The sequence below is a fragment of the Streptomyces sp. NPDC044061 genome, assembly GCF_056434305.1.
The window spans coordinates 1-26,943 of record NZ_JBWKFL010000068.1; the positions used below are offsets into that span (position 1 = coordinate 1).

Here is a 26,943-nt window from a genome sequence, read left to right on the forward strand (position 1 = left end):
TAGAGACACGCCCCCTCTCCATGACCTAGCGCATCCCCCCTGGTCAGACCGCATCTTGTGACTCTAGGTGACGGGAATTCTGTCGAACCCAGGCTCGTGTGCCTGGGCAACTCGCTCGCCTACGTGCACGACAACGCCGACGTCCAGGCAACGTTCCAGACCTTCGCCGCGCACGCCCACCCAGGCACCCTCCTCGTCCTGTGCTCTCCGGTGGCCCCGATCGAGTCTCCGAGCCCTCAACGGGCCCACGTCGAGACCCGCCTCGGGGCTGCCACCGTGACGATCACCTACGAGTGGGATCTGCGGACGCAGGTCAACACCATGTGCCGGCACTGGGCGTTCGACTCGGGCGAGGAGTACCGAGACACCATCCGGCGGCGTGTTCTCGGGCCGCGCGAACTGGAGCTGTACGCGCGCTTCGCAGGCTTCGAGGTACTGGAGATCATCAACGAAGCCGGCGCGCTGCCCCTCTCAGGTCCGGGTGCCTACACCTTGGCCCGTTATCACAGTGAGGCACCGGAACCGAAACCCCGAAGCTGACATCGACGCCCTCGGCGCATCCTTGCTCATGCCTGCCGTCAGCTGGCGGACCGCCGAGTACCCCCACGACGCTCCACGCCCCGTCTTGAGAGGCCGTAGCCTCTGTTCACTCAGGAAACGCCTCGCAGCTTCTGTTCCGTCTTGGAACGGCCTTGGTGTTCCGAGACGGAACAGGCTGTGTTCATCGCGCCCTGCGGGATTGATCGCCTCGGCTCGCCGAGGGCCACGCGGTGCGACCGCCGCTCGGCGTCGCGGTGGTGGCGTGTTGAGGCATCGCGGTGGCGTCGGCGGGCAGGTCTGCCATGCGGCGCAGCCGCCACATCAGCACCTCGGAGACCGAGTCCGCGGTCGCAAGCTCCCGCCGTCCAGCCGCTTCGGACAGGAGGCCGACCGGGTCGTGTCCGGCGGCCTCGGCGTCGGCGAGCGTGGCGGCCAGTGCGAACCAGCCCGGCTCGTCCAGAGCCTGTTCCGCCAGCTCCGGCACTGCCTTCTGGAGGTAGGCAGCCTGCTTCTGACGCAGAGGCTGGGACAGATGCTGGCCCCGCAGATACAGCGCGCCCAACGGGATGTCGGCGGCGGCCCGGTAGGCGGTGCGCAGGTGCTCGGCGGCCTGGCGGGCGGCGGCGGCCTGCTGGGCGTGGTGCTGCTTGGCGTGCCAGTGGGCGGCAGCGGTGACGAGGAAGAACAGCGTGTCGATGACCATGGCGGTGGTGGCGCCGTCTTCCCCGCGCCCGAGAGCGGGGCCGCTGTGGACGAGGTCGCGAGCGGCCTGGCGCAGGGCCCGGTCGTGCCCGCGTTCGGCCTGGATGTGGGAGCGGGTGGCCCGCTCGAAGGCGAAGGCCGCTTCGCGCAGTTCGACGCGGGTGTGGGCCGCGGAGGTCTTGGCGAGCGCGTCGAGGACCTCACCGGCCGCGGCGATCTGCGCGGCCACCTGGGCGTCCCCGCCCCCATCGACAACCAGCAGCGTCTGCCACACGGCCGAGGCAGCCCGCCGGCGAGCCATCGCCGGGCCGCTCGATGCCGGGGCTTGGTCCCTTTGGTCATGGGACGTCTCGGTGCTCTGGTAGGAGGTGCCGCTGGCCCAGCGTTCCCGGATGCGGGGCAGGGACAGGTCGGGTGCCAGCGTGGAGCCTGCGTAGAAGACGGGCTCCTTCTCCCGGTTGCGGTCGTCGGGGAGGGCGACCTTGTAGCCGAGCAGGTCACCGGAGGGGGCAACGCGCTTGCGGATCAGCAGGCCAGCTGCGGCCAGCCGGTCGAAGAACTCCTCCTCGATCGTCGCACCCGCCACTGCCCGGCGTACGGTCTCCCGCAGTTCCTCGCGCGCCGGTCGGTCCCTGCCCTCGCGTTCGGCTTTGTGGCGCTCCGCGCTCGTCGGCCTCTTGGCGGCGGTGCTGTCGCCGACGGCGACGCGGTGCAGGTCGTAGTCGATCTCGATGCTGCGGGCTTCGTCCTGGGCGCGTTTGCCGGAGCGATGGTGGTTGGGGCGGCGGCCGTCCTCGCGGACGAGGGTGGCGATGATGTGGATGTGGTCGTCGGTGTGACGGACGGCGGCCCAGCGGCAGCCGGCTCCGGCGCCGGGATCGATGCCGGTCGCGGCGACCATGCGGCAGGCGATGTCGGCCCAGTCGGCGTCGGACAGGATGCGGTCGCCGGGCGCGGCGCGTACCGAGCAGTGCCAGACATGGAGGGGCGGGCGCTGGTCGTCGTCCAGGAGGTGGAGCGGCTGGTCGAGGATCTGCTGCAGCGTGGTGAGGGTGGCATTGTCGTCGCGTCCCGGATCGGGCGCGGTGCCGTCGTAGGAGGCGACCAGGTGCGGATCGACGTGCTCTTCCTTTGTGCCCTTGCCGTAGAGGTAGTCGAGCAGACCGTAGGTGTTGCTGCCTTGTTTGTGGATCTTCGGGATCACGCGGCCTCGCCGTACTGGCCGCCGGCCGGCCGGGGCTGAGGGCTGCTCGGGTCGATCAGGGCGATGAACCGCTGTACGGCCTCGTCGACGCGGTCGCGTGTGGTGGACACCCGGTCGATGACGTCGTTCAGGTACCGCACGTCCGCGTCGGAGTTGAGGGCTGCTACGGCCTGGTTGAGCAGGTTGCCGTACTGGGTGAGGGCGCGGCGGGCAGCGAACAGCTCCTGGAGGACATGGCGGTTGTCGGCGATCGCGGCGGTGACGCCGGTCAGGTCGCGGGCGGCGGCGAGGCCGGACTGGGCCAGGAACCCGGCCAGCGTGAGGCTCGCGGCCTGCGCGCCGGCCTCGACGAGGGCTCTTTCACTGTCGCTGAGCCGAACGCTGACGGCCGGTCGTTGTCTCGGCTTGCGGGAGCGGGCTCGCGGCTTGCCCGGTGACGGCGCGGTGGGCCGCCCGTGCTCACCCTGCTGCGGTCCGCCCTCGGTCGCAGCCTCTCCGACCGGTGCCCCCTGGCTCCGGTCGCCGGCCTCCGCCACCCCTGGGGCGGAGGCCGGTTGGGACGCGCCCCCTGCGGGGGAGTGTCCCAACATCCAACTTGCTGCGCGGTTGTCTGGGGCGATGGGAGTCTCCTGCCGGTTGGTGTGTTCGTGGTGTCGGTCGTGCACGAGTGGTTCTCCAGGGTGTGTTCGGAAGGGGAGCTGAGCCGCCGGGGTGCCGACCGAGGGCGGACGAGGGCCGTGGCCGGAGCAATTCGGCGGCTGTGGGATGGGATCTGGCCGGGGCAATCGAGGTCGGCGCTGTCGAGCTCGGGACTATGGCTGCAGAGAGCACCGGTCCTCACAGTGCTGCGGTGCACGGTCCCCAAACCCTTGGGGACCGGGATCGCGACGCTCATCGGGGACGGTCCCCCTGACGCATCGTCAACGGGACGGTCCCCTTGACAGGTCGTCACGGGGACCGTCCCGTTCTCTGCACGGCTGCGGTCCCCGAGGGGGACTGGAACGGGCTGGTGCGGGGACGGTCACCGTCCCTGGGGACGCTCCGGGGACGGGCACGAAAGGCCCTCTGAGCTGCGGTTTCCTCGGGGGCTGGTCCCCTCGCGATCCCCGGCGCGCCGTTGTCACGGTCTCCGCGATGCGGTCCCCGTGTGCGACGGTCCCCGCCATGGGGTGATCGTGATCGCGGGGAGCGTCGGGGACCGAGGTTCGGTCCCCGTTCTTCGCGGGCTCGGTCCCGGGACGCGGTTGCCAGGATGGCCTCGCCGATCGCGTACGGCTCGTCCGGGACCGATCGGTCGTAGGACGGCGCGGCTGCGAGAGGAGCGAGGCGGGGCTGCGTCATGTCGCGCGCTGTCGGACGAGCCGGGCGGTGGCGAGATCGCTGCGCGACGGGTGGGGAGTCGCACGTACGGCGTTGCCCCTGGCGGTGCCGTCAGGGTTCGTCCGCCGTTGACGGCACGGGGCACCGGCAGGTGCGTGGCACCCACTCGCATCGGACGCTGAGCGTATCGGGGACGCCGCTGGTGCCAGCGGCCTCGCGTGCGGCGCGGGTTGGACGGTAGCGGGCCAGCTCGGCGCGGACGGCCGGCGGGATGCACGATCCGATCTCGCGCAGGCGCTGCTCGATGTCGCGGGACCGGCCACCGCTGGTGATCTGCCGGTGCGTCGAGGGGGCGGCCAGACCGGCGGCGACAGCGTTGCGGGATCGGAGCAGTTCGGTTCGCCAGGCGGCTGGATCGTCCGGGTCGGCAGTTGGTGTGGGGTCGGTGTGCCGGTCGAGGTGGTCGCGTCGGTGGGCACGCCACTTGCGGGCGACGTCCACCGGGAGGATCGGGTACGGAGAGTCGAGGACGTGGGACCGTATCGCCTCGCGGACGTCCCAGCCGTGGGCGGTGGCGAAGGGCACGTCGTCGAGCAGTTCCTGCCACTGGGCGATCTGGTCACGGGCCTCGTCCGTGCCGGTGCGGATGGTGCGGGGGTCCAGGCGGCCGATGTAGGCGAGGATGGCGGCGATTTCGTTGCGTTCCAGGGGTGGTTGCTCCTTACGATCCGGTGGGTTCGTCGAGGGCGGCGAGCAGGGCGGCCATGTGCGCTTCGGAGCGCGTCATGCCGGGGGTCGGGGTGGGCGTGCCGCCGGGCAGGGCGTAGAGGTTGGGGCGTCCGGCGGTGGGGGTGTGTTCCCGGGCGATCCACGCGCGCCAGTCGGCAGCCCAGGCTGCAGCGGTGCGGGGATCCCAGGTGGCCCGGTAGGTGCGCCACTTCTCGTCGGCGGCGTGCAGGGCGTGCTCGCCGAGTCGGGCGAGGTGGCCGTGGTCCTGCAGCCAGGCTCGGGCGTCGTCGTCGATCTGCCAGTCGGTGGCTGGGATGAGCGGGGCAGAGCTGCTGCTGTTACTACCGTTCACCTTCGGTTCTCTTCTGTTCTGGGGTCGGAATCCGCACCCCCTGAGGGTCCGAATCCGACCCCTCTGGGGGTCACATTCCGTACCGGGGGATCAGATTCCGGCCCCCCGTCGAAGCCGTCGGCAGGGTCGGATTCCGGTCCCCCGGGGGGCGGATTCTGACCCCTCGGGAGGGTCAGATCCTGATCCCCCTCGGCAGCCTGTTCGGCGAGGAACCGGGCAGCGCTCGGCAGGTGGTAGTACGTCTCTCCCCGTGGCCCTTTGCGTTCGGGGAGCGGGACCAGCTCCTCGCCGGCGATCAGCTTGGCCAGTGCGTCACGCACCGCGGTGCGCGAGGCGTTCGCGCGCTTCATGAGGGTGGGTACGGACGCGTACGCGATGCAGCGCCGGTCGATGCACCGGTCGGCGATCAGAGCGAGGACCAGGCGGGCGGTGCCTTTGCTGTGGCTGTGGTTCCACACCCATTCGCGGGCGTCGTGGCTCATGAGGCGGCGGCTCCTAGGTGAGGACGGTGAGGTGCGGGCGGCCCTTGGCGGGCGGTGCACAGGGAGGGGGTGGCGCACAGCCCCGGCCCGAAGGAGCGGGGGAGGGCTGGTGGCGTCGTATGGCCAAGACAGCCACACCCATGCCGCACAAGTCCAGCATTCCGCCGGGAAATCAGACAGCTGACGGCGAACGCTTACGGCGAGCGAGGGACCAAAACTATAAACCCGAATCGGCGGTTGCCGAAATAATGCTCCGTCAGATGAAGCCAGAAGCATCACATCGAGAACCGTTGACTCCCGCTGCGAAGGCAAGCTACAACACAACACCCCAAGTCAGAGCACGTCTCCGGGCTGGCGAAGATACCACCGACCGGATGCTCGAAAACCCAGCCCGCAGGTAGGTCACGGCCGCTGCGCCGGGCGCAACATAGCCGACGATCGCCGGTTAACCAAACCGGCGATCCGGAGCTACAAATGGAGCTATGGCAGCACGATCCCTGGAAATCGGTCCGGCCGGAATACGGACCGCCCGCACCATCGAAATCCTCCGCACCGAACGCGGCCTCGCCCAGCGCGAGCTCGCCGCCCGCGTCACCGCTTTCGGCCGTCCGATGACCAACACGATGCTGTCCCGCATCGAACGCGCCCAACGCCGCTGCGACATCGACGACCTCGTCGCCCTCGCCCGGGCCCTCCGGGTCTCGCCCCTGGCACACTTCTCCACGGGGTTCGAGCCGCGTAGGCCCGCCTGCCACTGGCCCGGACTGCTGCCGCCCCGAACCGCTTCCCCGAGTAAAGGACGCATCGCCCTTGCGCCGACCTGCAATACCCCCTGCCCGACTCCGCTCGCAGTGCACCGCCAAGGAGGTGATTGTGAATGGCTGACCGCCTCCTGACCGTGGCCGAGGCCGGCGAACTGCTCGGCACGGGTGAGCGCTTCGTTCGCCGCCTCATCGCCGAGCACCGTATTCGCTACGTCAAGCTTGGCCGCCCGGTGCGCATCCCCGAGAGCGCGGTCGCCGAGTACGTCGAGGCGCGCACCGTCGAGCCGGTCCGCCGCAGCCGTGCCCGCTACGGGAAGGCGGCCTGATGGCGGGACGCAAGCCGCAGCGGCGGCGCGAGTTCGGCACGGTCCGCAAGCTCCCCTCGGGCCGGTGGCAGGCCCGCTACATCGGCCCCGACGGCCAGCGGTACACCGCACCGGAGACGTTCGAGACCAAGTCCGACGCCCAGGACTGGCTCAACCTCGTCCGCGCCGACATCGAGCGCAACACCTGGCACAACCCGGACGCCGGCGCGCTCAACTTCGAGAAGTACGCCCTGCGCTGGATGGAGGAGCGCGGCCTGGCCGCGACCACGGTCGACCGGTACGGAGGTCTGCTGCGCGGGCACATCCTGCCGACGTTCGGCGGCAAGGACCTGGACGAGATCACCCCGCCCTCCGTCCGCACCTGGCGAGCCGAGCGCCTGAAGGCGACCGGCCCGACCACGGTGGCCAAGTCGTACCGCCTGTTGAAGGGCATCCTGCAGACCGCGGTCGACGACGACCTTCTGCGTACCAACCCGTGCCGTATCAAGGGCGCCGGCAAGGAGGAGGCCGACGAGCGCCCCACCGCCACTATCGCGCAGGTCTTCGACCTCGCCGACGCCATGGGCCCGCGGTGGCGCCTGATGGTCCTGCTCGGCGCCTTCGCCTCCCTCCGCCCGGAGGAACTGGCCGAGCTACGCCGTCACAGTGTCGATCTCGACGAATGCTCCCTGCGGATCACGCAGGCGTCCCCGGAACTGACGAACGGCCGTCGAGTCACAGGCGACCCCAAGTCCCGCGCGGGTAAACGCACCGTGTACCTGCCCGACTTCCTGCTCCCCGAGCTCCGCCGCCACCTCCAGTGGTTTGCCGAGAAGGAACGGGACGGCCTGATCTTCGTCGGCGAGAAGGGCGCCCCCTTCCGCCGCTCGACCTTCGGCCGCAAATGGCGCAAGGCGCGCACCAAGGTCGGCATGCCGGACAACTTCCGCTTCTACGACCTCCGCCACACCGGCAACACCCTCGCCGCCGACACCGGCGCCAAGCTGAAGGACCTCATGGTCCGCGCCGGCCAGTCCTCGGAGCGGGCCCAGCTGATCTATCAGCACTCCACGGCGAAGCACCAGCGCAAGCTGGCGCGCGGCATCGACACTGAGGTCCGCCAGCAGCTGCGCGAGTCAGCCGCCGAGCAGCGGCGAGGCACGCAGGCGTGACTTCCCTCCGCCCATCAGACCCGGCCGACGGTTCTGTCGGCCGGGCTAGGCACGTGGTGCGGTGATAGTCCCTGCAGTACCGTGCGCCCCTCGTGCCCCCTTGAGCGAGCGCCACGATTGAGATCAGCTTTCCCATGCAGACAAGTGACGGGGAGTCGCGGTCGGTAGCGACTGGCCCAGCTGGGAGGGGAAGCAATGGCGATCAAGTTGGTGTCGGTCTTACCCGCGCAGGACGAGCTGATCGACAAGGCTGTAAGCCTGGGCGATCGCTACACCAAGACGCTCGGGCTTCTCACGCCGCCCGCCTATCGCAAAGCAGCCGAGGACGGTGGTCTCCTGGTCGCCGTCGAAGCGGAGGAGGTGATCGGCTACGCGCTGTTCGGACTGCCGAAGAGGAGCGCTCACATACGCCTCGCTCATCTGTGCGTTGCGGAGGAGCAGCGCGGGCGGGGAATCGGTCGTCGGCTGGTAGAGGGCATCACGGAGCGGTATCCACAACGACTCGGGATCAAGGCCAAGTGCCGGCGGGACTATGAGCTCAGCGGGATGTGGCGGAGCCTGGGCTTCGTCCCGCATGGCGAGGTCCGAGGGCGAGGTCGTGACGAAGAGATTCTTGACGGATGGTGGCTGGACCTTGGCCATCCAGACCTGTTCACGGAGATGGAGAGCGACGCGCTCTTGGTCGTGACCGTCGACCATGGGGTGTTCGCCGATCTGCGCGGCCTCGCTGATACGGCTGACGCGGAGGAGTCCCGTGCGCTGGAAGCCGGTTGGATGACTGATCTGGTCGAGCTTGCCTACACGCCGCAGTTGTTCCATGCGCTCCGGGATGTCACGGACACGGCGGAGCGACAGCACCAGCGGGCGGCGCTCACTGGTCTGCGCAAGCTTTCACCCAGTTCTGCTGCTGTGGAGGAGAGGAGCCACGAACTGCTCCACGCTGCCATGCAGGCATTGCCGGATCTTCCCGTCGGGGCCGAACTGCAGAGCTGCCTTCAGTACATAGCCGAGACATCGTGCGCTGGACTGCAGGTCCTTGCGACGCGAGATCCGTTGCTCACTCGCCTGGCTGACGTGGCCTGGGAGGTCGCCCGGGTTCGTGTCGTGGCACCGGCCACGGTGACTCTCCACGTGGACGAGTTGCGGCAGGCCCAGGTGTACCGCCCCGCCGATCTGATGGGCACGGAGTTCAGGTCCAGTGAGGTGGCGCCAGGAGCGGAGGCCGAACTGGTCGCGTTCTTCCACCAGTCGGGCCACGACGACGGGGCGTCCTTCGCCGAGCGGCTGCGCTCTCTGAACGGGGGAACGGTTGCATGGCATCGCGAGCTGCTGCGGGACGGGGAGGGCCACCCCGTCGCCCTGTACGCGTGGGCCCTGGACGGGCGAACCCTGGTGGTGCCCGTTCTTCGCACAGCCGAGCATCGGCTGGAGGAGACCCTGGCCAGGCAACTGCTCTTCCTACTCAAGCGGCTTGGGCGGGATTGCGGTGCTGAGATCATCCGCATCAGCGATCCACACCCCTCCGAGGTGGCAAAGGCTGCTGCGGGAGATGACGGGTTCTTCGAACACGACGGCCGACTTGTCGCCCTCTTGGTGGACGTGTGCGGGACCGCCGCCGAGGTCGAGGCGGTGGCTGGTGGACTCGCTCGCGAACTGACGGTGGAGACGGCCACGCTCCGAGACGGGATGTCGGCCGAGGTGGCTGCCGTAGTGGAGAGGGCGTGGTGGCCGGCGAAAGTCATCGACTCCGAGCTGCCGTCGTTCCTAGTGCCGATCAAGCCCCGCTGGTCGACCGAGCTGTTCAATGTCCCCGCCATGCTCGTTCCACGCAGTGACGTGCTGGGCATCAGCCGGGAACACGTCTATTACCGCTCTTCCGGGCGCCGCGGGGAAAGCGTTCCCGCTCGGCTGCTCTGGTACGTCAGCGATGGCAAGTCATCGGTGGAAGGGCAGATGGTGGTGGGCAGTTCGCGGCTCGACGAGGTGGTTGTCGACACACCAGACGCCTTGTTCTCGAAATTCGAACACCTGGGCGTATATGGTCGGGCCGAGGTTCAGGAAGTCGCTGATGCCTCCGGCCGCGCTATGGCGCTGAGGTTCTCGGACACCGAGATCTTCCCCCGGCCGGTGACGCTGAAGCGATTGACCTCGCTGGCCAGGGAGCTGGGACTACCTTGGTCGTCGAACTTGCTGATCTCCCTGTCGAAGATCAGCAACGAGCTGTTCCAGGCGGTCTACCAAGAGGGGCACCGAAAGACGTGAACGATCCGGAACGCGCGATGCTGCTGTCCGTCCACCCGCGCTTCGCCACCGCGATCCTGGCCGGCAGCAAGACGGTGGAGGTCCGCCGCCAGCGCGTTGCCGCGCCTCCCGGAACGCCAGTTCTGCTCTACGCGACCTCGCCCACCATGGCCCTGGTGGGCATGGCGCGTATCGCGTCGGTCCACGTGGCCTCGCCCAGAGAGGTCTGGGCGGAGCGTGGTGCCCAGACAGGGATCACTCGGCGCGAGTACTACGCCTACATGGACGGCGCTCGTCAAGCGAGCGGTCTGACCCTGGAGGACCCGGTGTCCTTCGACGAACCAGTGACGCTCAGCGCGCTGCGTGCCGCCGGGTCCTTCCACCCTCCACAGAGCTACCGCTACTTGAAGAGCGCTGACCTGCGGCAGGTCGCAGAGGCCGGGCCTGCCGTGGGCAGCGCGCTTCGGAAGGTGCTACCGGACGCGGTGGACGCGTAGACGGGCCCAAGGCGCCGAGCGATTGATCACCCGGGTCAGGGCGCCGGTCAGCTTCCGAACACGGCTTGGTATGCAGACTGTCCCTGCTGCGCCAGCATGGTGAGGCCGGCTGTCGTGGTTGTGATCGCGCCGAGAGCCTCCTGCACGCGCAGATAGGCGGCCCTGATCCGTCCGGGCTCTGCCTGTTCGGCAGATGTGGCTTCCTCCAGCACCTCGACGTCCTGGATCAGAGCATCCTGTTGATCCGGCATGGCGCCGAGCGTCGGTGCGAACTGCCGCACCAAGGAGGCGAATTCAGCGAGCGCAGAGGCATCGAAGCCGGTGGTGTTGTTCTGCACCACGCTTTGCTGGGAGCAGCGACGATGCCGGAGGAGTTGTTGAAGGTGTAGGTGTCGCCTGCGCGCTGCTGGCGGCTCAAGTAGTCGCTCACGGTTCCTCCGGACAGTACGCAGTCGGTTCCCGAGTCAGTCACTTGGGCTTTGATCGAAGCTGTGGCGCTCGGATCCTCCGCCGCGCGGCTTACGAGCCTCCGCTGGGCGAGGTGCTCCAGTGCGCCCAGGATCTCGTCCACGGACAGGGAGTCGCCCGCGAAGTACGAACCCGGCGCCTCCACGAAGGCCATGACCTCAACGAGATTTCGGCCACGACCCGTCTCGAACAGCCAGTGCAGCAAGGCGTCGCAGGCATGGATGAAGCGTGCGACCGAGTCGGCTCGCAGCGCCCTCAACTCTCCAGCCGCCAGCAAGCCATCGTCTGCGAGGAAGACCTGGGTGTCGCGGCCTGAGAAATCCCGTGAGATCTGAACGAGCCCGTGTCGTTCCAGCTGCAGCGCCATGGTCTTGGCCTCGGCCACGGGAAGCTCTTCCGAGTCGACGAACATCGCGACGTCAGCGGCACGCCTGGCTGAAGGGTGGCCAGGTCGTCAAGCCACACGAGCAGGCGTGAGAGGTGAGGGTCCTTCTCGATGCTGGCCTGGGCCCACGATGCCGAGGGTACTTCCGGGGCGTCGACCTGGACCGGAACACGGACCGGATGCTTACGGGCCGCGCGCGCGAATTCCTTCGCAATCTCCTTCTGCATCCTCTCGATGGCCCGTCTATCGGGCTTGAACGCGGCCATGCTCGGCCTCCTGTCGTCGGTGACAACAAGAAGCCTAAAGAGCACCACTGACAACGCGGCTCCGAAGAGTCAGCAGGGCCCACGGGGGTGGTGAGAAACGGCCGTCCCCTCCCGGAACCTAGCCGGGTGCATGCGGCGGCGTGCGCACCCGCTGCGAACTGCGGATTTGCGCAGGCGACTTGCCCGTCATTTGCTCAGTCCGTGATGCAGGTCACCGAAAATGCGTCTCGCCATTCGAGACGGTCGAGCGTCCTGTCGGCCCGACCTGCGCCTGCACAGCCCGGAAGGGAGGGGTTGACCTGCACTTAGGGCACGCGGAGGGCACGCGACCCCCGAAATGGTCTAGACAACACGCAACCCCCAGATCTACGACCAGGGGGTTCATGTCGGAGCGGGTGACGAGAATCGAACTCGCGCTCTCAGCTTGGGAAGGTCTTCGCGTGTGCGGGAGATTTTGGCCATCAATCGGTCGGCTTCCTCGCCCGGGTACTCGATGTCCGCCAGGCCGTGGTCGGTGGCTTCGCCGCCGGAGGCGAACAGCGGCACGGGTGACCTATGGGTGACCACGGCCCGGTAGGTGGTGTCGTCGATATGCCGGGAGGCCTGAGCCATCCTCACGGCCAGTAGTGCTCCCCGTCGTGGCACCCGGCCCACCCCGGCGCACACCCGGCGCGACTGGCTGTCTCGGTCCGTCTGGTGGCGCTGAAAGACGCGCGTGGGCTGGTCGCCGGTTGCCGCGTCGTAGACGCGCAGCGTCTCGTACTCCTGGCGAGCCCAGATCCCCGACGGCACATCACGGCGGTAAGGGCAGCTGGTGCACCGACGCGGAGCGGGCGCGACACCAAGTCAGCCATGCGGTTTATGGCCAAGTTGATGAGGAAGCAGCGCCGGGTGCCGACGGTGATGGTCACCGACAAGCTCCGCTCCTAAGAGTCATCACGTAATGAGGCGATGTCCACCCGATGTCTGTACGGAGCCGGCGCGCCTGGGTGGCGCGTTGTCCATACAGCCGGCCGCTCCGACGTGGGCCTTGTGCCGCTCGTTCGCGGGTCGGGTCTCATTCGGGGTTGGCCTGGTACCGGGTGGTGGGGTTTTGCCGAGCAGAGGCCTGCGTCCGGAAGGATCCGGCGTGGTGGCTGCCGCGTGGGTGCGGCCCCGGGTGGGGCGGGCACCGCGCTGCGGTTGACTCGACAGGGCTTCTTGCAGCCCTTCAAACGCAGCCTCGCCAACCTCTCCAGCGTCGCTCTCGACCGCCTCGCCACACTCGTGCGCATCCGACTCAAACGACTGCAGTACCGCCCCGACGTCCTCGACGGCTTCCTCGTCGGGACCGGACTCTCCCTCGACCTCCCACCACCATCACCCTGAAGCACCAAGTCAGTAACATACGAGCGGGTGTTGACATGCAACAGCCATGGAGCTATTTTCTTGATCATGCATCCGGGCGAGTACTTGACGGCTTGTCTGCACGTCGACTTGAGGCGGCAGGCAAGTGCTATCTGTACGCCTTTCATGATCTGAGTTTGGATAGCAGTGGATCCGCTCGTGGCGCGTTGATCCACTCTCCTTCTTCACAGGTAATTCGCCTTTCAGTCGAGTCGGTCTCGATATGTACAGGCGAGCTGCGTTGACGAAGCGGTGTCACGTTGACTTCCAGCGGCACCCGTCGGTGACGACTTCACCCCTGCGGAGCTGTCTTCGCGTATCCGGGTGATTCCCATTCTTCGGCCGCCGATTCACCCACCACCATGACGGGGATTTTCATACCTCGGCTAAATCTTTTACCTGCTTCCTCTCTCCGGTTGATGCTGCGACGGCAGTTGCAGCATCGGTAACGATAGGTTACATCGACATATGGCCACGAGCAGTCGCCGTTTGTCTATCGACTGGAAACAGAGAGGCGACGAAACTGGCGGCTTCCCTGGGGTCGACAAAGGAGGTGATGTGCCGGGAAATACTGCGAGGATACATATCGATGGATTTTGGAAAGCACAGGAAGAGAGGGTGTAAGTATGAGACCGCGCATGGCACACCGCCGAATATCAAGGATCTCATGGATCCTAGTGCTCGCCCTGCTCGCGGGCGCCGTCTACGTGGGTTCGGTGTTCAAGGACTCGCCGACGTTGGCTGCGACGACACAACCGCCCAACATCGTGTTCATTCTGGCGGACGATCTCAACGAAGACGTCTTTGCCAAGGACGCCGGGCTCCAGTCGCTCCTGACCAGTCAGGGGACCAAATTCAACAAGCAGTTCGTCGAGCTTTCGCTCTGCTGCCCGTCCCGAACGTCGACGCTGCGAGGGCAGTTCGCCCACAACACGGGAATCTACACGAATGACGCCGCAACCGGCGGTGGATTCCAGACCGTGTACAACAAAGGGCTGGAAAATTCTACGATCGCAACCTGGCTCCAGAACGCCGGGTACCGGACCGCTCTTTTCGGCAAGTACCTGAACGGCTACCCCAACGGGGCACCCAGCAGCACGTACATCCCGCCAGGCTGGACCCGTTGGTTCAGCCCCAACGGCGGAAGCCCTTACTCCGAGTACAACTACGACGTCAATGACAACGGCACGACCGTCCATTACGGCAGTGCGCCGTCGGACTACGGGGTCGACGTCATCTCGAACAAGTTGACCACCTTCATTAAAAATACGACCACCAATTATCCGAACAAGCCCTTCTTCACCTACGTCACTCCGTACATTCCCCACGGGCCGGCGACTCCGCCGCCCCGTTACGACGGCATCTACGCCGGCGCCAAGGCTCCGCGGACTCCGTCGTTCAACGAGGACGACGTGAGCGACAAGCCAGCCTGGATAAAGAACAAGGCCAAGCTCACCCAGGCCCAGATAGACAACATCGACGCCCTGTACGAGAAGCGCAGGGAGTCACTCCGGTCGGTCACCGACCTTGTCCAGAACACGATCGACACCCTGCGGGCACAGGGCGTCCTCGACAACACCTACATCGTCTTCACCTCCGACAACGGTTTCCACCAGGGGCAGCACCGGCTGAACTCCGGCAAGAACACGGCCTACGAAGAAGACCTCAACGTTCCGCTTGTCATCCGTGGGCCGGGCGTTCCGGCTGGAGCGACCGTCAACAACTTCACACTCAATGTCGATTTCGCGCCGACCTTCGCCGAACTGGCCGGGGTGACGCCCCCCAGCTTCGTCGACGGCCGGTCACTCGTACCGTTCCTGAAGGGAGTCACCCCGTCGCCGTGGCGTCTGGGCTTCCTGAACGAGCACGCCGGCCCCAGCACTCTGAACACGAACACCCAGAACAACCTGTTGGAACCCCAGGATCCCGGCGATGCGCAGGCGCTGGCTTCCGGGGGAGCCCCCGTCTACGTCGGACTCAGAGCCAAGCCCAACACGCTCGGCACACACGGACCGTTGAACTACGTCGCCTACGACACGGGCGAGCATGAGCTGTACGACCTGTCCGTGGACCCTGACCAACTCAACAACTCCTACAGCAGCGCGAGCCCGACGCTCAGACAGCGGCTCGATACCTGGGTCGCCAACCTGAAGAACGCCTCCGGCCAGGCGTTGCGTAACGCGGAAGAGAATCCTCCGCAGTAGCGTGCCCTCGTCGGTGATTCGGAGGGGACAGGGATCTTCCCTGTCCCCTCTTCCACCTTCCGTTCGGCCGAGGCCGTCGACGACGAACGACGTGCAACCGGAAGATCGATAACGTGCCAGCGGAGGATTCTGCTCGACGGTCTGGCTCATCTGGCGTCTCTCCCTTGATCAGCAGATCTGTCGTTACTGACTTGGTGCTTCAGGGTGATGGTGGTGGGAGGTCGAGGGAGAGGGAACTTCCTGCCGATCAGCGTCGCCACCCGCGCACCGGTCCAGACCCGGTCCTGGTCCCAGCCGTGCGCGGCCGGCCCCTCCTCCAGGTAGGAGGCCAGCTTCTCCAGGCACCGCTGCGAAAGCTTGTACCGCTGCCCGGCCGGTCCGCGCGACGCCAGTGCCCGGCCCCACCGGCCCGCCAGATCTTCCGCCACTGGTAGGCCGACTTCGCACTGATCCGTAACCGGCCGGCCACCTCAGAAGGCCTGACCCCCTCGGCAAACAGCCTGGCGGCCTCCAACCGCACCCCCTCGCGGCGCTGACGGCCCTTCGCCGTGAGCCCCCCCATCCGCATAGCAGGGCCCTGAAGCGCAACGAGCGAGGCCCCCGGGCTGTTGATCGAGATGTCTGATGTCTCAATCACGCTGCTCAGGGGCCTCGTTGGTTGTCCATCCTGCCGCACTCGATTTGCCGCATGCACTCGTGGAGTGGGCCACCATGGTGATTGTCACTCGTGAAGGCGACCGGCGCTGCAAGCTCCGGGCTCTCAGCGCGCGATGGCGGCACTGGATGTACCTGCGCGAAGATCGCCACCGGGTTCGGGATCAGCGAGTCCACCGCCCACGCCTAGACCAGCGGTCGTCGACCTGCTCGCCGAACGTGCACCGGGCCTGCTATAGACGCTGCACGAGCACCAGCCCGACTTCGTCCTGCTCGATGGCACCCTCGCCGAGTGCCACCGGGTCGGCGACGGTTGGACCGACTGCTCCCACAAACACCGACGCCACGGCGTGAACGTGCAGGTCGTCACCGACCTCGGCGGCCGGCTGCTGTGGCTCTCGCTCGCCTTGCCGGGCTGCACTCACGACCTGACCGCCGCCCGCATCCACCGGATCACCCGGATCTGCGGGCGCCTGGGCATGCCCATCCTGGCCGATCTCGCCTACCAACGTGCTGGCCCGTGGCTGACCGCCCGCATCAAACGCAGGCCCCTGCAGGAACTCACTCCCACCGAGCAGACCGTCAACCGAGCGTTGGCCCGCACCCGCGCTCCGGTCGAGCGCGATGTCGCCGGCCTGAAGACCGGGCAGATCTTTCCGTCACGCCCGTTGCAACCCGAACCGCATGACGTCAATCGCCAACGCCATCCTCACCCTGGAGCGGCACCGCTGAAGAAGCTCAGTCATCCGCCACACAACTTGGCAACGCCCTTCTGCACCCTTCAGCGCATCAGCTGGTCCCCAACAGAGGCAGCGCTGGCCTGAGTCTCTGCCAGGTCCGTCTTCCCGGCGTCCTGGTGCATGCCGCGCCGGCAGCGACAGTCCGCAACCCGTCGGGGATATCGCTTCGAGGGGCTCCGTCATCCATGGCCGCCTTGACCATTACTCGGAGTCTCCGACCCGGCTGCACGAGAAGACAAAGCAGCGCCTCTCAGCGCACATACCTCGTCCTACCGGCATACACCCAGCAGCAAAGCCACCGTCACCCCGAAGCGAAAACCTCAAAGGTAGCCGTGGGCCGCGATACCGGCACTTCCTCGTTATCCCGTCGCACCAGCCATGTTTGCCAGGTACGCGGGCTCAACAGCTCTGGAGCAACTCGGGCATGAATCGTAAGACCTTGGCACTGCCGGCGATCGCTGGTCTGTTTAGCCCCATCCTCGCTGCCTGCAGTGGTTTCGGAAGCGGTGACGCCATCGTCGTGGGCACGACAGACCGGATTACCGTCTCCAAGCAGACTCCCGCCCCTCTCGACCCGGCGTATGCGTACGACGTGGGCAGCTGGAACGTGCTGCGCCAGACTGTGCAGACGCTGATGGTCCAGCCCCGTGGCGGCGGCGAGCCCGAGCCGGAGGCCGCCGAGAGTTGCGGTTTCACCGACGCAGGTAACGAGCGCTACGCTTGCAAGCTGCGTAGGAACTTGAAGTTCTCCAACGGCGACCCGGTGACCGCGGCCGATGTGAAGTTCTCCATCGATCGGGCCCGCGGTCTCAAGGCGGACAGTGGTGTCTTCGCTCTGCTGTCTACCATCGACCTTGTCGAGACGCAGGGCGCCGATGAAGTCATCTTCCACCTCAAGACGGCGGATGCCACGTTTCCGTTCAAGCTGTCGACGCCGGTCGCCGGCATCGTCAACCCCAGGTACTACGAGAAGGGCAAGCTGCGGAACGGATTCGCGATCGACAGTTCCGGGCCGTACACGCTGCAGGCGGAAGTAAAAAACCATGAGATGGTGAAGGCGACCTTCGTCAAGAATCCCAACTACATGGGTTTGCTGACGCCGAAGAATGACGAGGTGGAGTTGGAGCCCTTCAAGGACGCCGACACCATGGGTTCCGCCTTCGACAGGGGCGACATCAGCGTAATGACGCGCACGATGTCGCCGAACCAGATTCGCAAGCTGCAGAACAACAGCGGCAGCAATGTGAACCTGGTCGAAACGCCAGGCCTTGAGATCCGCTACCTGGGCTTCAACACCGGTGCCCCGACGGTGAAGAGCAGGTCCGTCCGTCAGGCCATGGCACAGCTCATCGACCGCAGCGCTCTCGTCTCCAAGGTGTACGGCGACCAGGCCGACGCGCTGTACTCGCTCGTCCCGGCCACCATCACGGGCCACTCCAACCCGTTCTTCGACAAGTACGGCGACCCCAGTGTGGCCAAGGCCCGCACGCTGCTGACCAAGGCGAACATCACCACTCCGGTGAAGCTGACGCTGCACTACACCACCGACCACTACGGCCCGGCCACCGCCAAGGAGTTCGAGGTCCTCAAGCAGCAGCTCAACGACAGCGGCCTGTTCGACGTCAGCATCAAGGGAACGCCCTGGGCGACGTACAGCCCGGCCGAGCGCAAGGGCCAGTACGACGTCTACGGCATGGGCTGGCTCCCGGACTTCCCCGACGCCGACAACTACCTGGCGCCATTCCTCGACAAGGACAACTTCCTCAAGTCGCCCTACTCCAACTCCCAGATCATCAACACCCTGATCCCGGAGTCCCGGCGCCAGGCCGACCGCGGCAACGCGACTAAAAGCCTCACCGCCATCCAGAACATCGTCGCCGACGACGTACCGATCCTCCCACTGTGGCAGGGCAACGAGTACGTCGTCACCCACGACGACATCACCGGCAGCGCGTACGCCATGAACTCGTCCTCCACACTGCAACTGTGGGAGCTCAGCAGCGGCCTGAGCAACTGACCGGCCGATCGGGTGTGTCAACTCAGAGGCCGCGCGGACAGGCGTGTGGTCATGGTCGGCGGTTTCGGGCGTTCGGCCCAGCGGTGAGTCGTCCATGCTCGCCGAATCAAGCTACGCACGGTGATGAATGGGTCGGCGAGATCCAAGAACGCGTCGATGACGGTGCCGGACCGCTCGTAGCGGCGGGCGAGGTGGTGAAGGGCGTTCTGCCAGGCGTGAGTGCGCTTCACGTGCCAGCGCTGACTGGCCTGGATGGGCGCGTTCTCGCCTTTGTGTGCGATGCGTCCATGCAGGCCGCGTTCGTGGAGCAGGGCATGGGTCTTGTCCGAGTCGTAGCCGGCGTCCAGGTGCACGGTGATGTCGTCGGGCAGCGGACCGAGGTCGCTAGGGCGGTCCAAGGTTGCTGACCGGGGCGGGTGAGGTCTTCGGAAGGCGCAACGTTGAGCAGCCACAGTGACCGCGCCCGCGCCGGTCACCGTCTTCGGTAAGGCGGCGGGCACGTCCCGAGTGGCCCGGCCTCACTCCGAGGACCAAAGGCACAGGCATCGGTCTGGGCCTGCCGGTCAGGCGCTGTGTGAGGTGGCGGTAGTGGCCGGCAGGGAGGGCGTGTGGGCGTGTTTGGTGGCGTACTGGTCCGCAGTGACGGTCAGGGACTGTGCGACCTGCCGCAGGTAGGAAATGAGTTTTTCGGTCTCTTCCTGGTCGCTGTCGGATGCCTGGTTGTCTTGTTCCCGCATCTGCTGCAGGATCGCCTCGGCCTGTGCGCGTGCGGCCCGCACCATGGTGCGGGCCTGTTCGCGGGCTGCGGTGACGGTCTGCTCGGCGGACTGCTGGGCGCGTGCCTGCTGCAGTACAGCGTCCACGGTAGGCACCCCCGTGGGGCCACTGCCATCGCCGATGTTGTTCGCGCGGATCCAGTCGCGGTGGCGTTGCATGTCCGTACGCAGCCGGTTGTTCTCCTCCGTCAGTGCAGTCAGAGCCGCTTCGCAGCTGCGTAGGGCGTCGTGCACGGCCTGTTCGCTGTAGCCGCGGCGGGTCAGGGGAGCGCGGGGCAAGGTCATCGACCGTAGTGTCTCGGGCGTCATCTGGTGCCCCTCCGGATGGTGTGCTCCTGTCTCGTTCACGTTTCTCCGATCACCGAGCGTCTTCGAAGTGCAGCAGGTCCTGTGAAATTCCTGCGTTCGCCAGATCGCGCACTGTCGCGGAGACCATGGTCGGCGAGCCGCAGACGTAGAAGGAGCATCCACGCCATGTGGCGGCGTGCAGGACCGGGCCGGCAAGGCTGCGGTTGTCGAAGGTGCCGGCGTGGGCGCCGACCAGCGGCGTGATTCGGAGCCACGGGTGGGCCTGTGCCAGTTGCCTCAGCGCGTGCATGTCGTACAGGCTGTGCGCGTCGCGTGCTCCGACGAACAGGTCCACCCGGCGCTGAGAACCGTGCCAGGCGATCTCTTCGACCAGGGCGCGTAGCGGGGCTAGGCCTGTGCCTCCGGCGATCAGCACCAGATCGCGGCCGTCGGACGGCTGGAGTGTGAGCCTGCGGCCGACTGGAGCTCCGAGGCGTAGTACGTCGCCTTGTCGCAGTCCGTAGACCAGGGCCGGGCTGACCAGGCCGCCGTCGACGGCGCGTACGTGGAACTCGATGGTTCCGTCGGCGCGGGCTGCGTTTGCCGGGGTGAAGGGCCGCCAGGTACTGGGCAGCATTGGGGCTTCCACCATCACGGATTGCCCGGCGAGGTACGCCATGGGCTGGTCCGGGCGTAGCGTGAGGACGGCGATGTCAAACCCGCGTTGCTCATGCCGTACCAGCTCGGCATTCCACCATGCCGGATTCACGACGCTGTCGGCCTCGGCGGCCTGAACCATGGTGCGCGCCACGAGGGTGTAGGCCTCGGTCCAGCCGCGCTGCAGTTCCGGGGTCCAGGCCTCGGCCAGGAAGTAGGCCAGCGTGGCCAGCAGCGCTTGTCCCACCGCCTCGTAGTGCTGCGCCACCACCTGGAACTTGCGGTGGTCGCGGCCCAGTTGCTGGAGGTAGGGAACGAGCTGGTCGGGATCATCCACGCCCGCGACGATCTGGCCTAGTGCGGCGACGAGCCGATCGCGCTGCGCCCCCATGGCCACCGGGAACATCGGCCGGACCTCCGGCGCGATGAGGAACAGGTAGGAGTAGAAGTACCGCGGTACCTCGTCTCCCGACTTGGCGACCAGGGCGAAGGAATCTCTCAGCGCCTGGGAATCGCTCATGTCAACTCTCCGGTGGCAGACATCAGGGGTGACTTCCAAACCACCGGGAGCTGGTCGGCAGCTCGTCGCGAGGAGCCGCTGCCGGCTGCGTCAAACGGAGGCCGCATCGCCGGCCGCGACCATGGTGTTGCTGATCACGCTGTAGACCGCCGTCCAGGACTCTTCGACGGCCGGTGTCCACGCATCTCCCGTGTAGTGGCGCAAGGCGGCGATCAGGCTGGCCCCCACGGCCGGGTAGTGCTCGGCCAGCGCGCCGTATCCCGCATGGCGCCGCCCCAGGTTCTGCAGCATGCCTATCAGAGTGTCGGTGTTCTCCAGGTTGGAAACCAGAGCGCCCAGAGCGGCCCACAGGCGGTCGCGCTGCTCGTCGAGGTGAGCGGCGAACAGGGGGCGCACGTCGGGGTGATGGGCGAACAAGTGGTCGTAAAAATACGCGGTCACCTGCGTGCCGTGGGGCTGAACAGCCGCGAAGCTGCTCCTGATGAGTGAGAGGTCTGCCGTCACGACGGCCGACACTAGCCAGAGCGCCCGGGCCGAACAAGATCGGTTCAGAGAACAAGTCGTGTCCGGAATGGAACCGATCCGTTGCGTCTTCGCCGTTGAGTTCGTTTCATTTTGAAGTTGCGGGTCACGGGACTGGCGTGACTTCGGCGTCGGTCATCTCGTTGACGATGCGCCCGGTGGTCGCTTCGACGTCAAACGTGTCCAGCAGTTCGATGTGGCTGTTGGTGTCGCCCAGTTCTTGAAGGCAGGCGACCACGCGCGTCTGCCAGGCAAGCGGCATGGACTGCATCCGCGTGCGGTGCAGCACCCGGTAGTTGCTATCTCGCCGAGAACTCCCCCAACTGATTCAGCGGCGTTCCCGTCGTCGGAGCGTACGTCTACCCCTGGCCAGGCGTACGCCCATTCCGTCTGGCCGTTGGTCGGGGCGACTTCCCGCAGCTCGTACCGGTCATCCTCGAACGCGCCGGGGATGCGCCATTCCTCCTTGCTGAGGCCCAGGAGGACCACGCCAGGCGCTGAGCCGCTGGTGGCGCGGGGGACGGAGGCCCGGATAGACCCGGCCCTCGAGTGCGGCCGCACGGTACCCGGGTGCGGAGGCGTTGGTCCCGCTCGGGTATCCGGCCCAGCAGTGCCTTGAGGACGGCCTCGAACTGAAGCGTGCCGTAGCAGAACAGCACGTTGGGGCCTTGCGAGACTCGGTCCGGGCGGCTGGAAGTCAGCGACACACAGCTCTCCATTCGTCCTCGACCATCGCGTGCACGACCGAGTCACGCCATCGGCCTGCTTTCCAGATGTGGCTACGGATGGTGCCTTCCTGGACCATGCCCGCCGCCGTCATCGTCTTCGCTGACGCCTCGTTGAGTGGGGAGCGTGCGCCCCAGATGCGATGCAGGCCAAGGTCGTCGAAGCCGAACCCTAGGAGAAGGCGAACGGTCTCGAGGCCATAGCCGACGCCGCAAGCGTCCGGGCGCAGCGCGAAGCCGAATGTGGCCGCGCGCGGCTGGTGCGGATCTATCGCGAGTCGGCCGAACCCGATCAGTTCGTTCGTTTCCCGCTCGACTACGGCGAGCGCATACTCACTGCGTGGCTTCGCTGAGGCCGATGCGATGGACCGGGCCACGATCTCGCCGACCTCCTCGCGTGTACGGGGCTCGAATGACAGGTGCTCCGTGGCCTCGGGGCTGCCGTAGATGGCGAGCACCGCGTCGACGTCGTCGATGCCGAGTTCGCGGAGTGCGAGCCGTGGGCTGGAGCGCGTGACCGGGTGCATGTTCGGGACTCTACCCGCGGGGCAAGGCCGGCCGGCTGACCGGGAAGGCCTCGATCTCGGCACGGAGGTCGCGGGCGACGACCGCTGTACGCGCGGGGCTACGCATTAGCACCTGCCGTATGCGCTGCGCCGAGACAACGATGCCGTTGTTTCGGTGCGAGGTCGGCAAGTCCAGCACAGGACGAATCGCCACCGCAGCGCCATCTACGTCGCCGCTGAAGAGGCGGATCAGCGCCAGGTCGCACTGCGATCCAGCAAGGTCTCCGAACGCCCAGTTCGGAGCGCTTGGGTCGCTGAACCCCCGCACGGCTTCTTCCGCCTGTGCCGCGAGCGGAGCGTCTCCATGGCCGAGGAGTGCCTCGGACTCCACCACGTAATAGAGCTGCTTTTCTGGGGCGTACGTGAACAGCCCACCGAGCTGGTCCAAGTCATCGGGGATGACGCGCTCACGCCGGTCGGTCGCCTCCTGGTTGGCGGCACGCACCGTCTCCTCGTCCCCCAGAACCGCAGCGGCGCGGGCCTGGAGGCCGAGCAGCCACAGCCCAACGGTTCCGCGCAAGTTGGCGGCTGTCGCGGCTCCCTGGCTCGCGTAGTGGTAGGCGTCCTCCGGCTTCTCTGCCCAATAGGCGATCAACGACTTGAGCCCGTCGGTGAGGGCGATGAGCCCAGCGTGTTCGGCCGTCCGGGCGCAGGAGGCGGCAACGCGGGTCATGGTCATGGCCTGGTACGGGGACTCCATATCGTTGAAGCCCTTGGCGACGAGGAACGACAGCACGGCCGCCTTGACGTTCAGGTCACGCAAGTGCGACAGCTGCCGGACTCTGCCGCCCTCGAGGAGGCGGAAGCACTGTTCCTGGGTCTCGAGCAGGTCGGGCCAGATCGCCGACAAGGGTTCACGCGGATACGCGGCGGCAAGGCGCCCCACTTCGTCGTCGAGGAGGCCGAGCGTGTCGTCGCCCAACACCTCGCGGTCCATGCCCAGAAGGAAGTCCTTTGCACGCTGCACAGCCATCGCGCCCGTCCTTTTCATCTCGGTGAGGTCCACGCCGGCGTCGGCGTGGAGTGCAGTTGGTGACGCGCCGGTCAGCGGAGTGAAGTTCGGTGTAGTGCTCTCGGGGACCTCGGTCCACAGGTCGCCGATGCTGTAGTCCAGCATTTCGACGAGAACCGGTCGGAAGGCCCGCTGTGGCCTCCTACCGTCGTAGAACCATCCCTCGACGGTCTTTGAAGCCGGCTCCACGTCTTTCCCTACGCCGAGCCTCTTGGCCGCTTCCCTGTAGAGCGGAAGAACGTCCTCGGGCGTTCGTACACCGCGTGCCTCGAGGATGTACCGGAAGAACAACACGGCGCTCGCCTCTCATTCGTCCGCCCTGGCATGTCACTGCCTCGACGGTAGAACGCTCTCCTCATCAAGTTGCCCCATAGAGACGGTACGTAGCAGTTCCGAGGGGTGTCCGAGGGATGTTGGAGGAGAACCGACAACATTGCACCAAACACCGAGGGCGATCTGGGGGTAGAGCTGTCTGCACATCCGTTGCAACGCTCGTAACCGCGCTCGCTGAGAGTGCGAGGTCCTGCACATTCATGGATCAGGGAGTTCCCCATGTCCCCCAGAGTTGCCGGAGCGACGACAGCCGTACGTACGCCTCGCGCGGTTCGCTGCCGCGACGCGGACGTGATGGATGAGAGATTCCACGTTGCACCACGCCGACGGGGCGAGCCGCCGCTCCCCCAGGACGCGGTCCTGATAGGCATGATGCGCCGGATCGCTGCAGCGCAGTTGAGGTACTGCGGCCTCGCGGCAATTACCGACGACGTGTTGCTGGTCGAGCGCGGGATCGTGAAGAAGCCAGAGTCCCTGAACGACGACGCCCTGCCAATGAGTACCCAGTCACCACCTATCACCGGACCAGGCACCACGGCGGGGCAGGTCGCGACCTGTGCGCACATCGTCGTCCTTGACCATGCGCAGGGAGGCCAGCTGTGACAGTCCTCGTACGCCCCGAACTACCGTCCGGGGCTGCTCCTTTGTCTGCGCTAGAACGGCGTGCGCTCGCTCTGGCTGCGCTTGGCCACAAAGGTGCAGAGATCTTAGGCACGTTAGCCAAAGAGAAGCACCGCATTCCCGCGGACGGCATGGGACCGATCTGGTCCGCAGCGGCAAAGAAACTCGGCACTGAACGCATCCGGCCGCAGGGCCGACAGCCAGAACTCGTCTTTCGCGCGCGTGTTCACGGCGTCCTAGAGCTGCCCGACCTCGTGGAAGCCGATTGGCTCCCTCCTGACGTCCTCGGCTACATCCAAGCGCTGGCCCGTGGCAGGACGCTGAAGCAGTACGCGTGGGACGACCTCCACATGGAGGTCTGGGAAGTCGAGGAGATCGCCAAGCAAGCTCGGAAGCTGCTCGGTGGAGCAACCACCCAGGCGAACTTGGTCTACCGCGCGCTGCCACAGCTGCTCAGCATCGTGCAGCCGCCCGTCGACCACGCCGCGACACGTCCGCTACCCGCTGTGCGGTCATCTCCGATCGCCGCCGGCCTCAGACTGATTTACCCAGCGACGGAATCCGCGCTGTGAGGGTTAGTCGGGTGTGGATTCGTGCCATGCTTCCCGTGCTCGGCTGGGAGGGTCCCGCTCTCCAAGCCGCCGAGGTGGTCGCCCAGCTGGTGGCCAACGGAGTGCGCCACGGCCTGCCCGATCACACGACGACGCACACACTTCTTCTACGCGCCGCCGTAGACGAGTCAGGCAATCTCCTCATCGAAGTGACCGACCTCAACCCGTCATTCCCCGACTTCGAGGCCGCACTTCGAGGAGAACGGGGCCGCGGCCTTTTGGAGATCGCACATCGGGGCGCTCAGGTTACATGGTTCCTCCACCACGAAGGACCTGGCAAAACAGTGAGCGCCCTCCTTGCCTCCAGACCGGTGGAACTGTGATCGCTACCCTCCCCTACAGCGCCTCCCCAAAACGGCTGGTTCCTCGCCTCCCAGCTTGTACGCGAACTGCGACACTACGGGTCGTCAATTTGGACGATCTTGTGTCAGCTGCCCAGACAATCGCCCGACCGTCCTATGTGCGGACCGGACCGCCGGGCGGCGCTTGATCGGCGCCGGAAGCCCTTGCGCACCGTCCACCAAAACACCGGCCTTGGGCGATCCGACGAGAAACGGAGACCAACCCCCGATAGCCTCCCGGCCCACCGGCACGCTCATGCCGGCCTCCCTCGAACACGTACGACCGAAGGAACTTCATGACCAACACGACCGTCGCGCCCGACGAGGCGACCCGCCTGCGGAACAAGGTGGTGGACGAGCTGTGCGCGGATGGCACGATCTCTTCTCCGGAAATCGAAGCGGCGATGCGTAAGGTGCTCCGCCACAAATTCACCCCCGACACGCCGCTGGATGAGGCGTACGACACGTACGCCGCCGTGATCACCAAGACGGACGAGCACGGCGTGCAGCTCAGCTCCGTCTCCGCCCCTCAAATCCAGGCCATGATGCTGGAGCAGGCCCGAGTGCGGCCTGGGATGCGGGTGCTGGAGATCGGCTCGGGCGGACTGAACGCGGCCTACCTCGCCGAACTCGTCGGCGAGGACGGTCAAGTCGTCACCGTGGACATCGACTTCGATGTCACCGAACGCGCTCGGCGGCTCCTTGACGAACACGGCTACGACAGGGTGCGCGTCGTCACCGCCGACGCAGCCGTGCAGATCCCGGACCTCGGCGAGGTCGACGTCGTCATGGTGACCGCCGGAGCCTGGGACATCTCCCCGGCCTGGACCTCGCAGCTCAAGCAGGGCGGCCGGCTCGTGGTTCCGCTGCGGATGCGGGGCCTGACCCGGTCGGTCGCCTTCACCCAGGTTACAGGCGAGCACGACGACTACCTGGAGAGCGAGTCGGCGCGGATCTGCGGCTTCGTCCCGATGCAGGGCTCGACCGCCCACCGGGAAGAGCTCCTGCTGGTCAACGGCACCCCGGAGATCGGCCTGCGGTTCGATGACGGCCTGCCGGCCAACCCGCACCGGCTGGACAACGCCATCACGACACCGCGTCACGAGCAGTGGACCGGTGTCACCATCGGCCTCCAGGAACTCCTCGACACCCTCCAGATGACGATGGCGATTAGCCTGCCGGGCTTCTGCACGATGGCCGTCGACGAAGACCTGGACACAGGCCTGGTGGCCCCCTCGAACAAGCGGTTTGCCCTCGCTGCCGTCGAGGACGACACATTCGCCTACCTCGTCACCCGCCGCACCAAGGACAACAAGCACGTCGAGTACGGCGTGCACGCTCTCGGCCCCAAAAGGAAGCAACTCGCCGACAAGATCACCGACGTGCTGCGCGACTGGGAGTCCAAAAGGCGCGGCGGTCCCAGCCCGGTCATCCGGGTCTATCCGGCCAGCACCCCCGACGACCAGATCCGCGCCGACCGGGTCATCGACAAGGTGCACAGCCGGATCTCGCTCTCCTGGCCCTCTGCGTAAAGCCGGGAGTC

21 protein-coding genes and 8 pseudogenes are annotated in these 26,943 nt (G+C 66.6%); 14 read left to right on the forward strand and 15 right to left on the reverse strand.

Annotated elements, in window-relative coordinates:
* Positions 1-96 precede the first annotated feature (96 nt).
* A complete protein-coding gene (locus tag AC07CM_RS46200; protein WP_478882577.1) occupies positions 97-540 on the forward strand; it encodes a hypothetical protein in 444 nt (147 codons plus the stop codon).
* Between the two features lie 181 nt (positions 541-721).
* Here AC07CM_RS46200 and AC07CM_RS46205 read toward each other — a convergent pair whose 3' ends face one another.
* From AC07CM_RS46205 to AC07CM_RS46220, 4 genes and pseudogenes are all read right to left on the reverse strand, one after another.
* Positions 722-2,446, reverse strand: a complete 1,725-nt coding sequence (locus tag AC07CM_RS46205; protein ID WP_478882578.1) for a relaxase/mobilization nuclease domain-containing protein — start codon at positions 2,444-2,446, stop codon at positions 722-724.
* Positions 2,443-2,982, reverse strand: a complete 540-nt coding sequence (locus AC07CM_RS46210) for a hypothetical protein (RefSeq protein ID WP_478882579.1) — start codon at positions 2,980-2,982, stop codon at positions 2,443-2,445. Before AC07CM_RS46210 ends, AC07CM_RS46205 begins: the two co-directional genes overlap by 4 nt.
* Positions 2,983-3,783: 801 nt before the next feature.
* Positions 3,784-4,474, reverse strand: a pseudogene (locus AC07CM_RS46215) (zinc finger domain-containing protein).
* A gap of 13 nt (positions 4,475-4,487) precedes the next feature.
* Positions 4,488-5,329 (reverse strand): annotated as a pseudogene (locus AC07CM_RS46220) (helix-turn-helix domain-containing protein).
* A 482-nt stretch (positions 5,330-5,811) separates the two neighbouring features.
* Here AC07CM_RS46220 and AC07CM_RS46225 point away from each other — a divergent pair.
* The 5 genes and pseudogenes from AC07CM_RS46225 (at position 5,812) to AC07CM_RS46245 (ending at position 10,308) form a co-directional block, all read left to right on the forward strand.
* Positions 5,812-6,071 (forward strand): annotated as a pseudogene (locus AC07CM_RS46225) (helix-turn-helix domain-containing protein).
* 135 nt (positions 6,072-6,206) lie between these two features.
* Positions 6,207-6,419, forward strand: a complete 213-nt coding sequence (locus AC07CM_RS46230) for a helix-turn-helix domain-containing protein (protein WP_478882580.1) — start codon at positions 6,207-6,209, stop codon at positions 6,417-6,419.
* Entirely contained in the window at positions 6,419-7,570 is a 1,152-nt protein-coding gene (locus AC07CM_RS46235) for a tyrosine-type recombinase/integrase (protein WP_478882581.1), read from the forward strand. Before AC07CM_RS46230 ends, AC07CM_RS46235 begins: the two co-directional genes overlap by 1 nt.
* Positions 7,571-7,765: 195 nt before the next feature.
* Positions 7,766-9,832, forward strand: a complete 2,067-nt coding sequence (locus tag AC07CM_RS46240) for a GNAT family N-acetyltransferase (RefSeq protein ID WP_478882582.1) — start codon at positions 7,766-7,768, stop codon at positions 9,830-9,832.
* Entirely contained in the window at positions 9,829-10,308 is a 480-nt protein-coding gene (locus AC07CM_RS46245) for an ASCH domain-containing protein (RefSeq protein ID WP_478882583.1), read from the forward strand. The genes AC07CM_RS46240 and AC07CM_RS46245 overlap by 4 nt, the downstream gene beginning before the upstream one ends.
* 47 nt (positions 10,309-10,355) lie before the next feature.
* Here AC07CM_RS46245 and AC07CM_RS46250 read toward each other — a convergent pair whose 3' ends face one another.
* From AC07CM_RS46250 to AC07CM_RS46260, 3 genes and pseudogenes are all read right to left on the reverse strand, one after another.
* On the reverse strand, positions 10,356-10,559 hold the full coding sequence (locus AC07CM_RS46250; protein WP_478882584.1) for a hypothetical protein: 204 nt from the start codon (positions 10,557-10,559) through the stop codon (positions 10,356-10,358).
* Positions 10,535-11,161 (reverse strand): hypothetical protein, encoded by a 627-nt coding sequence (locus AC07CM_RS46255; RefSeq protein WP_478882585.1) that lies wholly within the window; start codon positions 11,159-11,161, stop codon positions 10,535-10,537. Before AC07CM_RS46255 ends, AC07CM_RS46250 begins: the two co-directional genes overlap by 25 nt.
* 647 nt (positions 11,162-11,808) lie before the next feature.
* Positions 11,809-12,249 (reverse strand): annotated as a pseudogene (locus AC07CM_RS46260) (DUF6283 family protein); the annotation flags it as partial.
* Between the two features lie 390 nt (positions 12,250-12,639).
* On the opposite strand from AC07CM_RS46260, the pseudogene AC07CM_RS46265 reads away from it, so the two are divergent.
* Together AC07CM_RS46265 and AC07CM_RS46270 are read left to right on the forward strand one after the other, a co-directional pair.
* Positions 12,640-12,795, forward strand: a pseudogene (locus AC07CM_RS46265) (IS630 family transposase); the annotation flags it as partial.
* A 695-nt stretch (positions 12,796-13,490) separates the two neighbouring features.
* Positions 13,491-15,017 carry a sulfatase family protein gene (locus AC07CM_RS46270; RefSeq protein ID WP_478882586.1) on the forward strand — a complete coding sequence of 509 codons (1,527 nt, stop codon included), beginning with the start codon at positions 13,491-13,493 and terminating at the stop codon, positions 15,015-15,017.
* A gap of 233 nt (positions 15,018-15,250) precedes the next feature.
* Here AC07CM_RS46270 and AC07CM_RS46275 read toward each other — a convergent pair.
* A pseudogene (locus tag AC07CM_RS46275) lies at positions 15,251-15,585 on the reverse strand (helix-turn-helix domain-containing protein); the annotation flags it as partial.
* Between the two features lie 86 nt (positions 15,586-15,671).
* Here AC07CM_RS46275 and AC07CM_RS46280 point away from each other — a divergent pair.
* Positions 15,672-16,403: pseudogene (locus AC07CM_RS46280) on the forward strand (transposase family protein).
* Between the two features lie 432 nt (positions 16,404-16,835).
* Positions 16,836-18,428, forward strand: a complete 1,593-nt coding sequence (locus AC07CM_RS46285; RefSeq protein ID WP_478882601.1) for an ABC transporter substrate-binding protein — start codon at positions 16,836-16,838, stop codon at positions 18,426-18,428.
* Positions 18,429-18,445: 17 nt separating this feature from the next.
* On the opposite strand, the pseudogene AC07CM_RS46290 reads toward AC07CM_RS46285, so the two are convergent.
* The 7 genes and pseudogenes from AC07CM_RS46290 to AC07CM_RS46320 all read right to left on the reverse strand — a co-directional run.
* A pseudogene (locus AC07CM_RS46290) lies at positions 18,446-18,844 on the reverse strand (transposase); the annotation flags it as partial.
* 147 nt (positions 18,845-18,991) lie between these two features.
* Positions 18,992-19,489, reverse strand: coding sequence for a DivIVA domain-containing protein (locus AC07CM_RS46295; protein ID WP_478882587.1), 498 nt, complete (start codon positions 19,487-19,489; stop codon positions 18,992-18,994).
* A gap of 73 nt (positions 19,490-19,562) precedes the next feature.
* Positions 19,563-20,669, reverse strand: coding sequence for a globin domain-containing protein (locus tag AC07CM_RS46300; protein ID WP_478882588.1), 1,107 nt, complete (start codon positions 20,667-20,669; stop codon positions 19,563-19,565).
* A 90-nt stretch (positions 20,670-20,759) separates the two neighbouring features.
* A complete protein-coding gene (locus AC07CM_RS46305; RefSeq protein WP_478882589.1) occupies positions 20,760-21,173 on the reverse strand; it encodes a globin family protein in 414 nt (137 codons plus the stop codon).
* 124 nt (positions 21,174-21,297) lie between these two features.
* Positions 21,298-21,480: a hypothetical protein gene (locus AC07CM_RS46310; protein ID WP_478882590.1), complete on the reverse strand. Its 183-nt coding sequence runs from the start codon at positions 21,478-21,480 to the stop codon at positions 21,298-21,300.
* Positions 21,481-21,888: 408 nt separating this feature from the next.
* A complete protein-coding gene (locus AC07CM_RS46315; protein WP_478882591.1) occupies positions 21,889-22,443 on the reverse strand; it encodes a GNAT family N-acetyltransferase in 555 nt (184 codons plus the stop codon).
* A 10-nt stretch (positions 22,444-22,453) separates the two neighbouring features.
* Positions 22,454-23,788 (reverse strand): hypothetical protein, encoded by a 1,335-nt coding sequence (locus AC07CM_RS46320; RefSeq protein WP_478882592.1) that lies wholly within the window; start codon positions 23,786-23,788, stop codon positions 22,454-22,456.
* 408 nt (positions 23,789-24,196) lie between these two features.
* On the opposite strand from AC07CM_RS46320, the gene AC07CM_RS46325 reads away from it, so the two are divergent.
* The 4 genes from AC07CM_RS46325 to fxlM all read left to right on the forward strand — a co-directional run bounded on the left by AC07CM_RS46325 (position 24,197) and on the right by fxlM (position 26,932).
* Positions 24,197-24,430, forward strand: a complete 234-nt coding sequence (locus AC07CM_RS46325) for a hypothetical protein (RefSeq protein WP_478882593.1) — start codon at positions 24,197-24,199, stop codon at positions 24,428-24,430.
* Entirely contained in the window at positions 24,427-25,020 is a 594-nt protein-coding gene (locus tag AC07CM_RS46330; RefSeq protein ID WP_478882594.1) for a hypothetical protein, read from the forward strand. Before AC07CM_RS46325 ends, AC07CM_RS46330 begins: the two co-directional genes overlap by 4 nt.
* Before the next feature lie 26 nt (positions 25,021-25,046).
* Positions 25,047-25,382, forward strand: coding sequence for an ATP-binding protein (locus tag AC07CM_RS46335; protein WP_478882595.1), 336 nt, complete (start codon positions 25,047-25,049; stop codon positions 25,380-25,382).
* 314 nt (positions 25,383-25,696) lie between these two features.
* Positions 25,697-26,932 (forward strand): methyltransferase, FxLD system, encoded by a 1,236-nt coding sequence (gene fxlM, locus AC07CM_RS46340; protein ID WP_478882596.1) that lies wholly within the window; start codon positions 25,697-25,699, stop codon positions 26,930-26,932.
* Positions 26,933-26,943: the final 11 nt, after the last annotated feature.

Coding starts and splice junctions, on each gene's coding strand:
- AC07CM_RS46240 (WP_478882582.1), top strand. CDS start 7,766: ATGGCGATCAAGTTGGTGTCGGTCTTACCCGCGCAGGACGAGCTGATC.
- AC07CM_RS46250 (WP_478882584.1), bottom strand. CDS start 10,559: ATGCCGGATCAACAGGATGCTCTGATCCAGGACGTCGAGGTGCTGGAG.
- AC07CM_RS46285 (WP_478882601.1), top strand. CDS start 16,836: ATGAATCGTAAGACCTTGGCACTGCCGGCGATCGCTGGTCTGTTTAGC.
- AC07CM_RS46230 (WP_478882580.1), top strand. CDS start 6,207: ATGGCTGACCGCCTCCTGACCGTGGCCGAGGCCGGCGAACTGCTCGGC.
- AC07CM_RS46325 (WP_478882593.1), top strand. CDS start 24,197: ATGATGCGCCGGATCGCTGCAGCGCAGTTGAGGTACTGCGGCCTCGCG.
- AC07CM_RS46315 (WP_478882591.1), bottom strand. CDS start 22,443: ATGCACCCGGTCACGCGCTCCAGCCCACGGCTCGCACTCCGCGAACTC.
- AC07CM_RS46295 (WP_478882587.1), bottom strand. CDS start 19,489: ATGACCTTGCCCCGCGCTCCCCTGACCCGCCGCGGCTACAGCGAACAG.
- fxlM (WP_478882596.1), top strand. CDS start 25,697: ATGACCAACACGACCGTCGCGCCCGACGAGGCGACCCGCCTGCGGAAC.
- AC07CM_RS46300 (WP_478882588.1), bottom strand. CDS start 20,669: ATGAGCGATTCCCAGGCGCTGAGAGATTCCTTCGCCCTGGTCGCCAAG.
- AC07CM_RS46235 (WP_478882581.1), top strand. CDS start 6,419: ATGGCGGGACGCAAGCCGCAGCGGCGGCGCGAGTTCGGCACGGTCCGC.
- AC07CM_RS46335 (WP_478882595.1), top strand. CDS start 25,047: ATGCTTCCCGTGCTCGGCTGGGAGGGTCCCGCTCTCCAAGCCGCCGAG.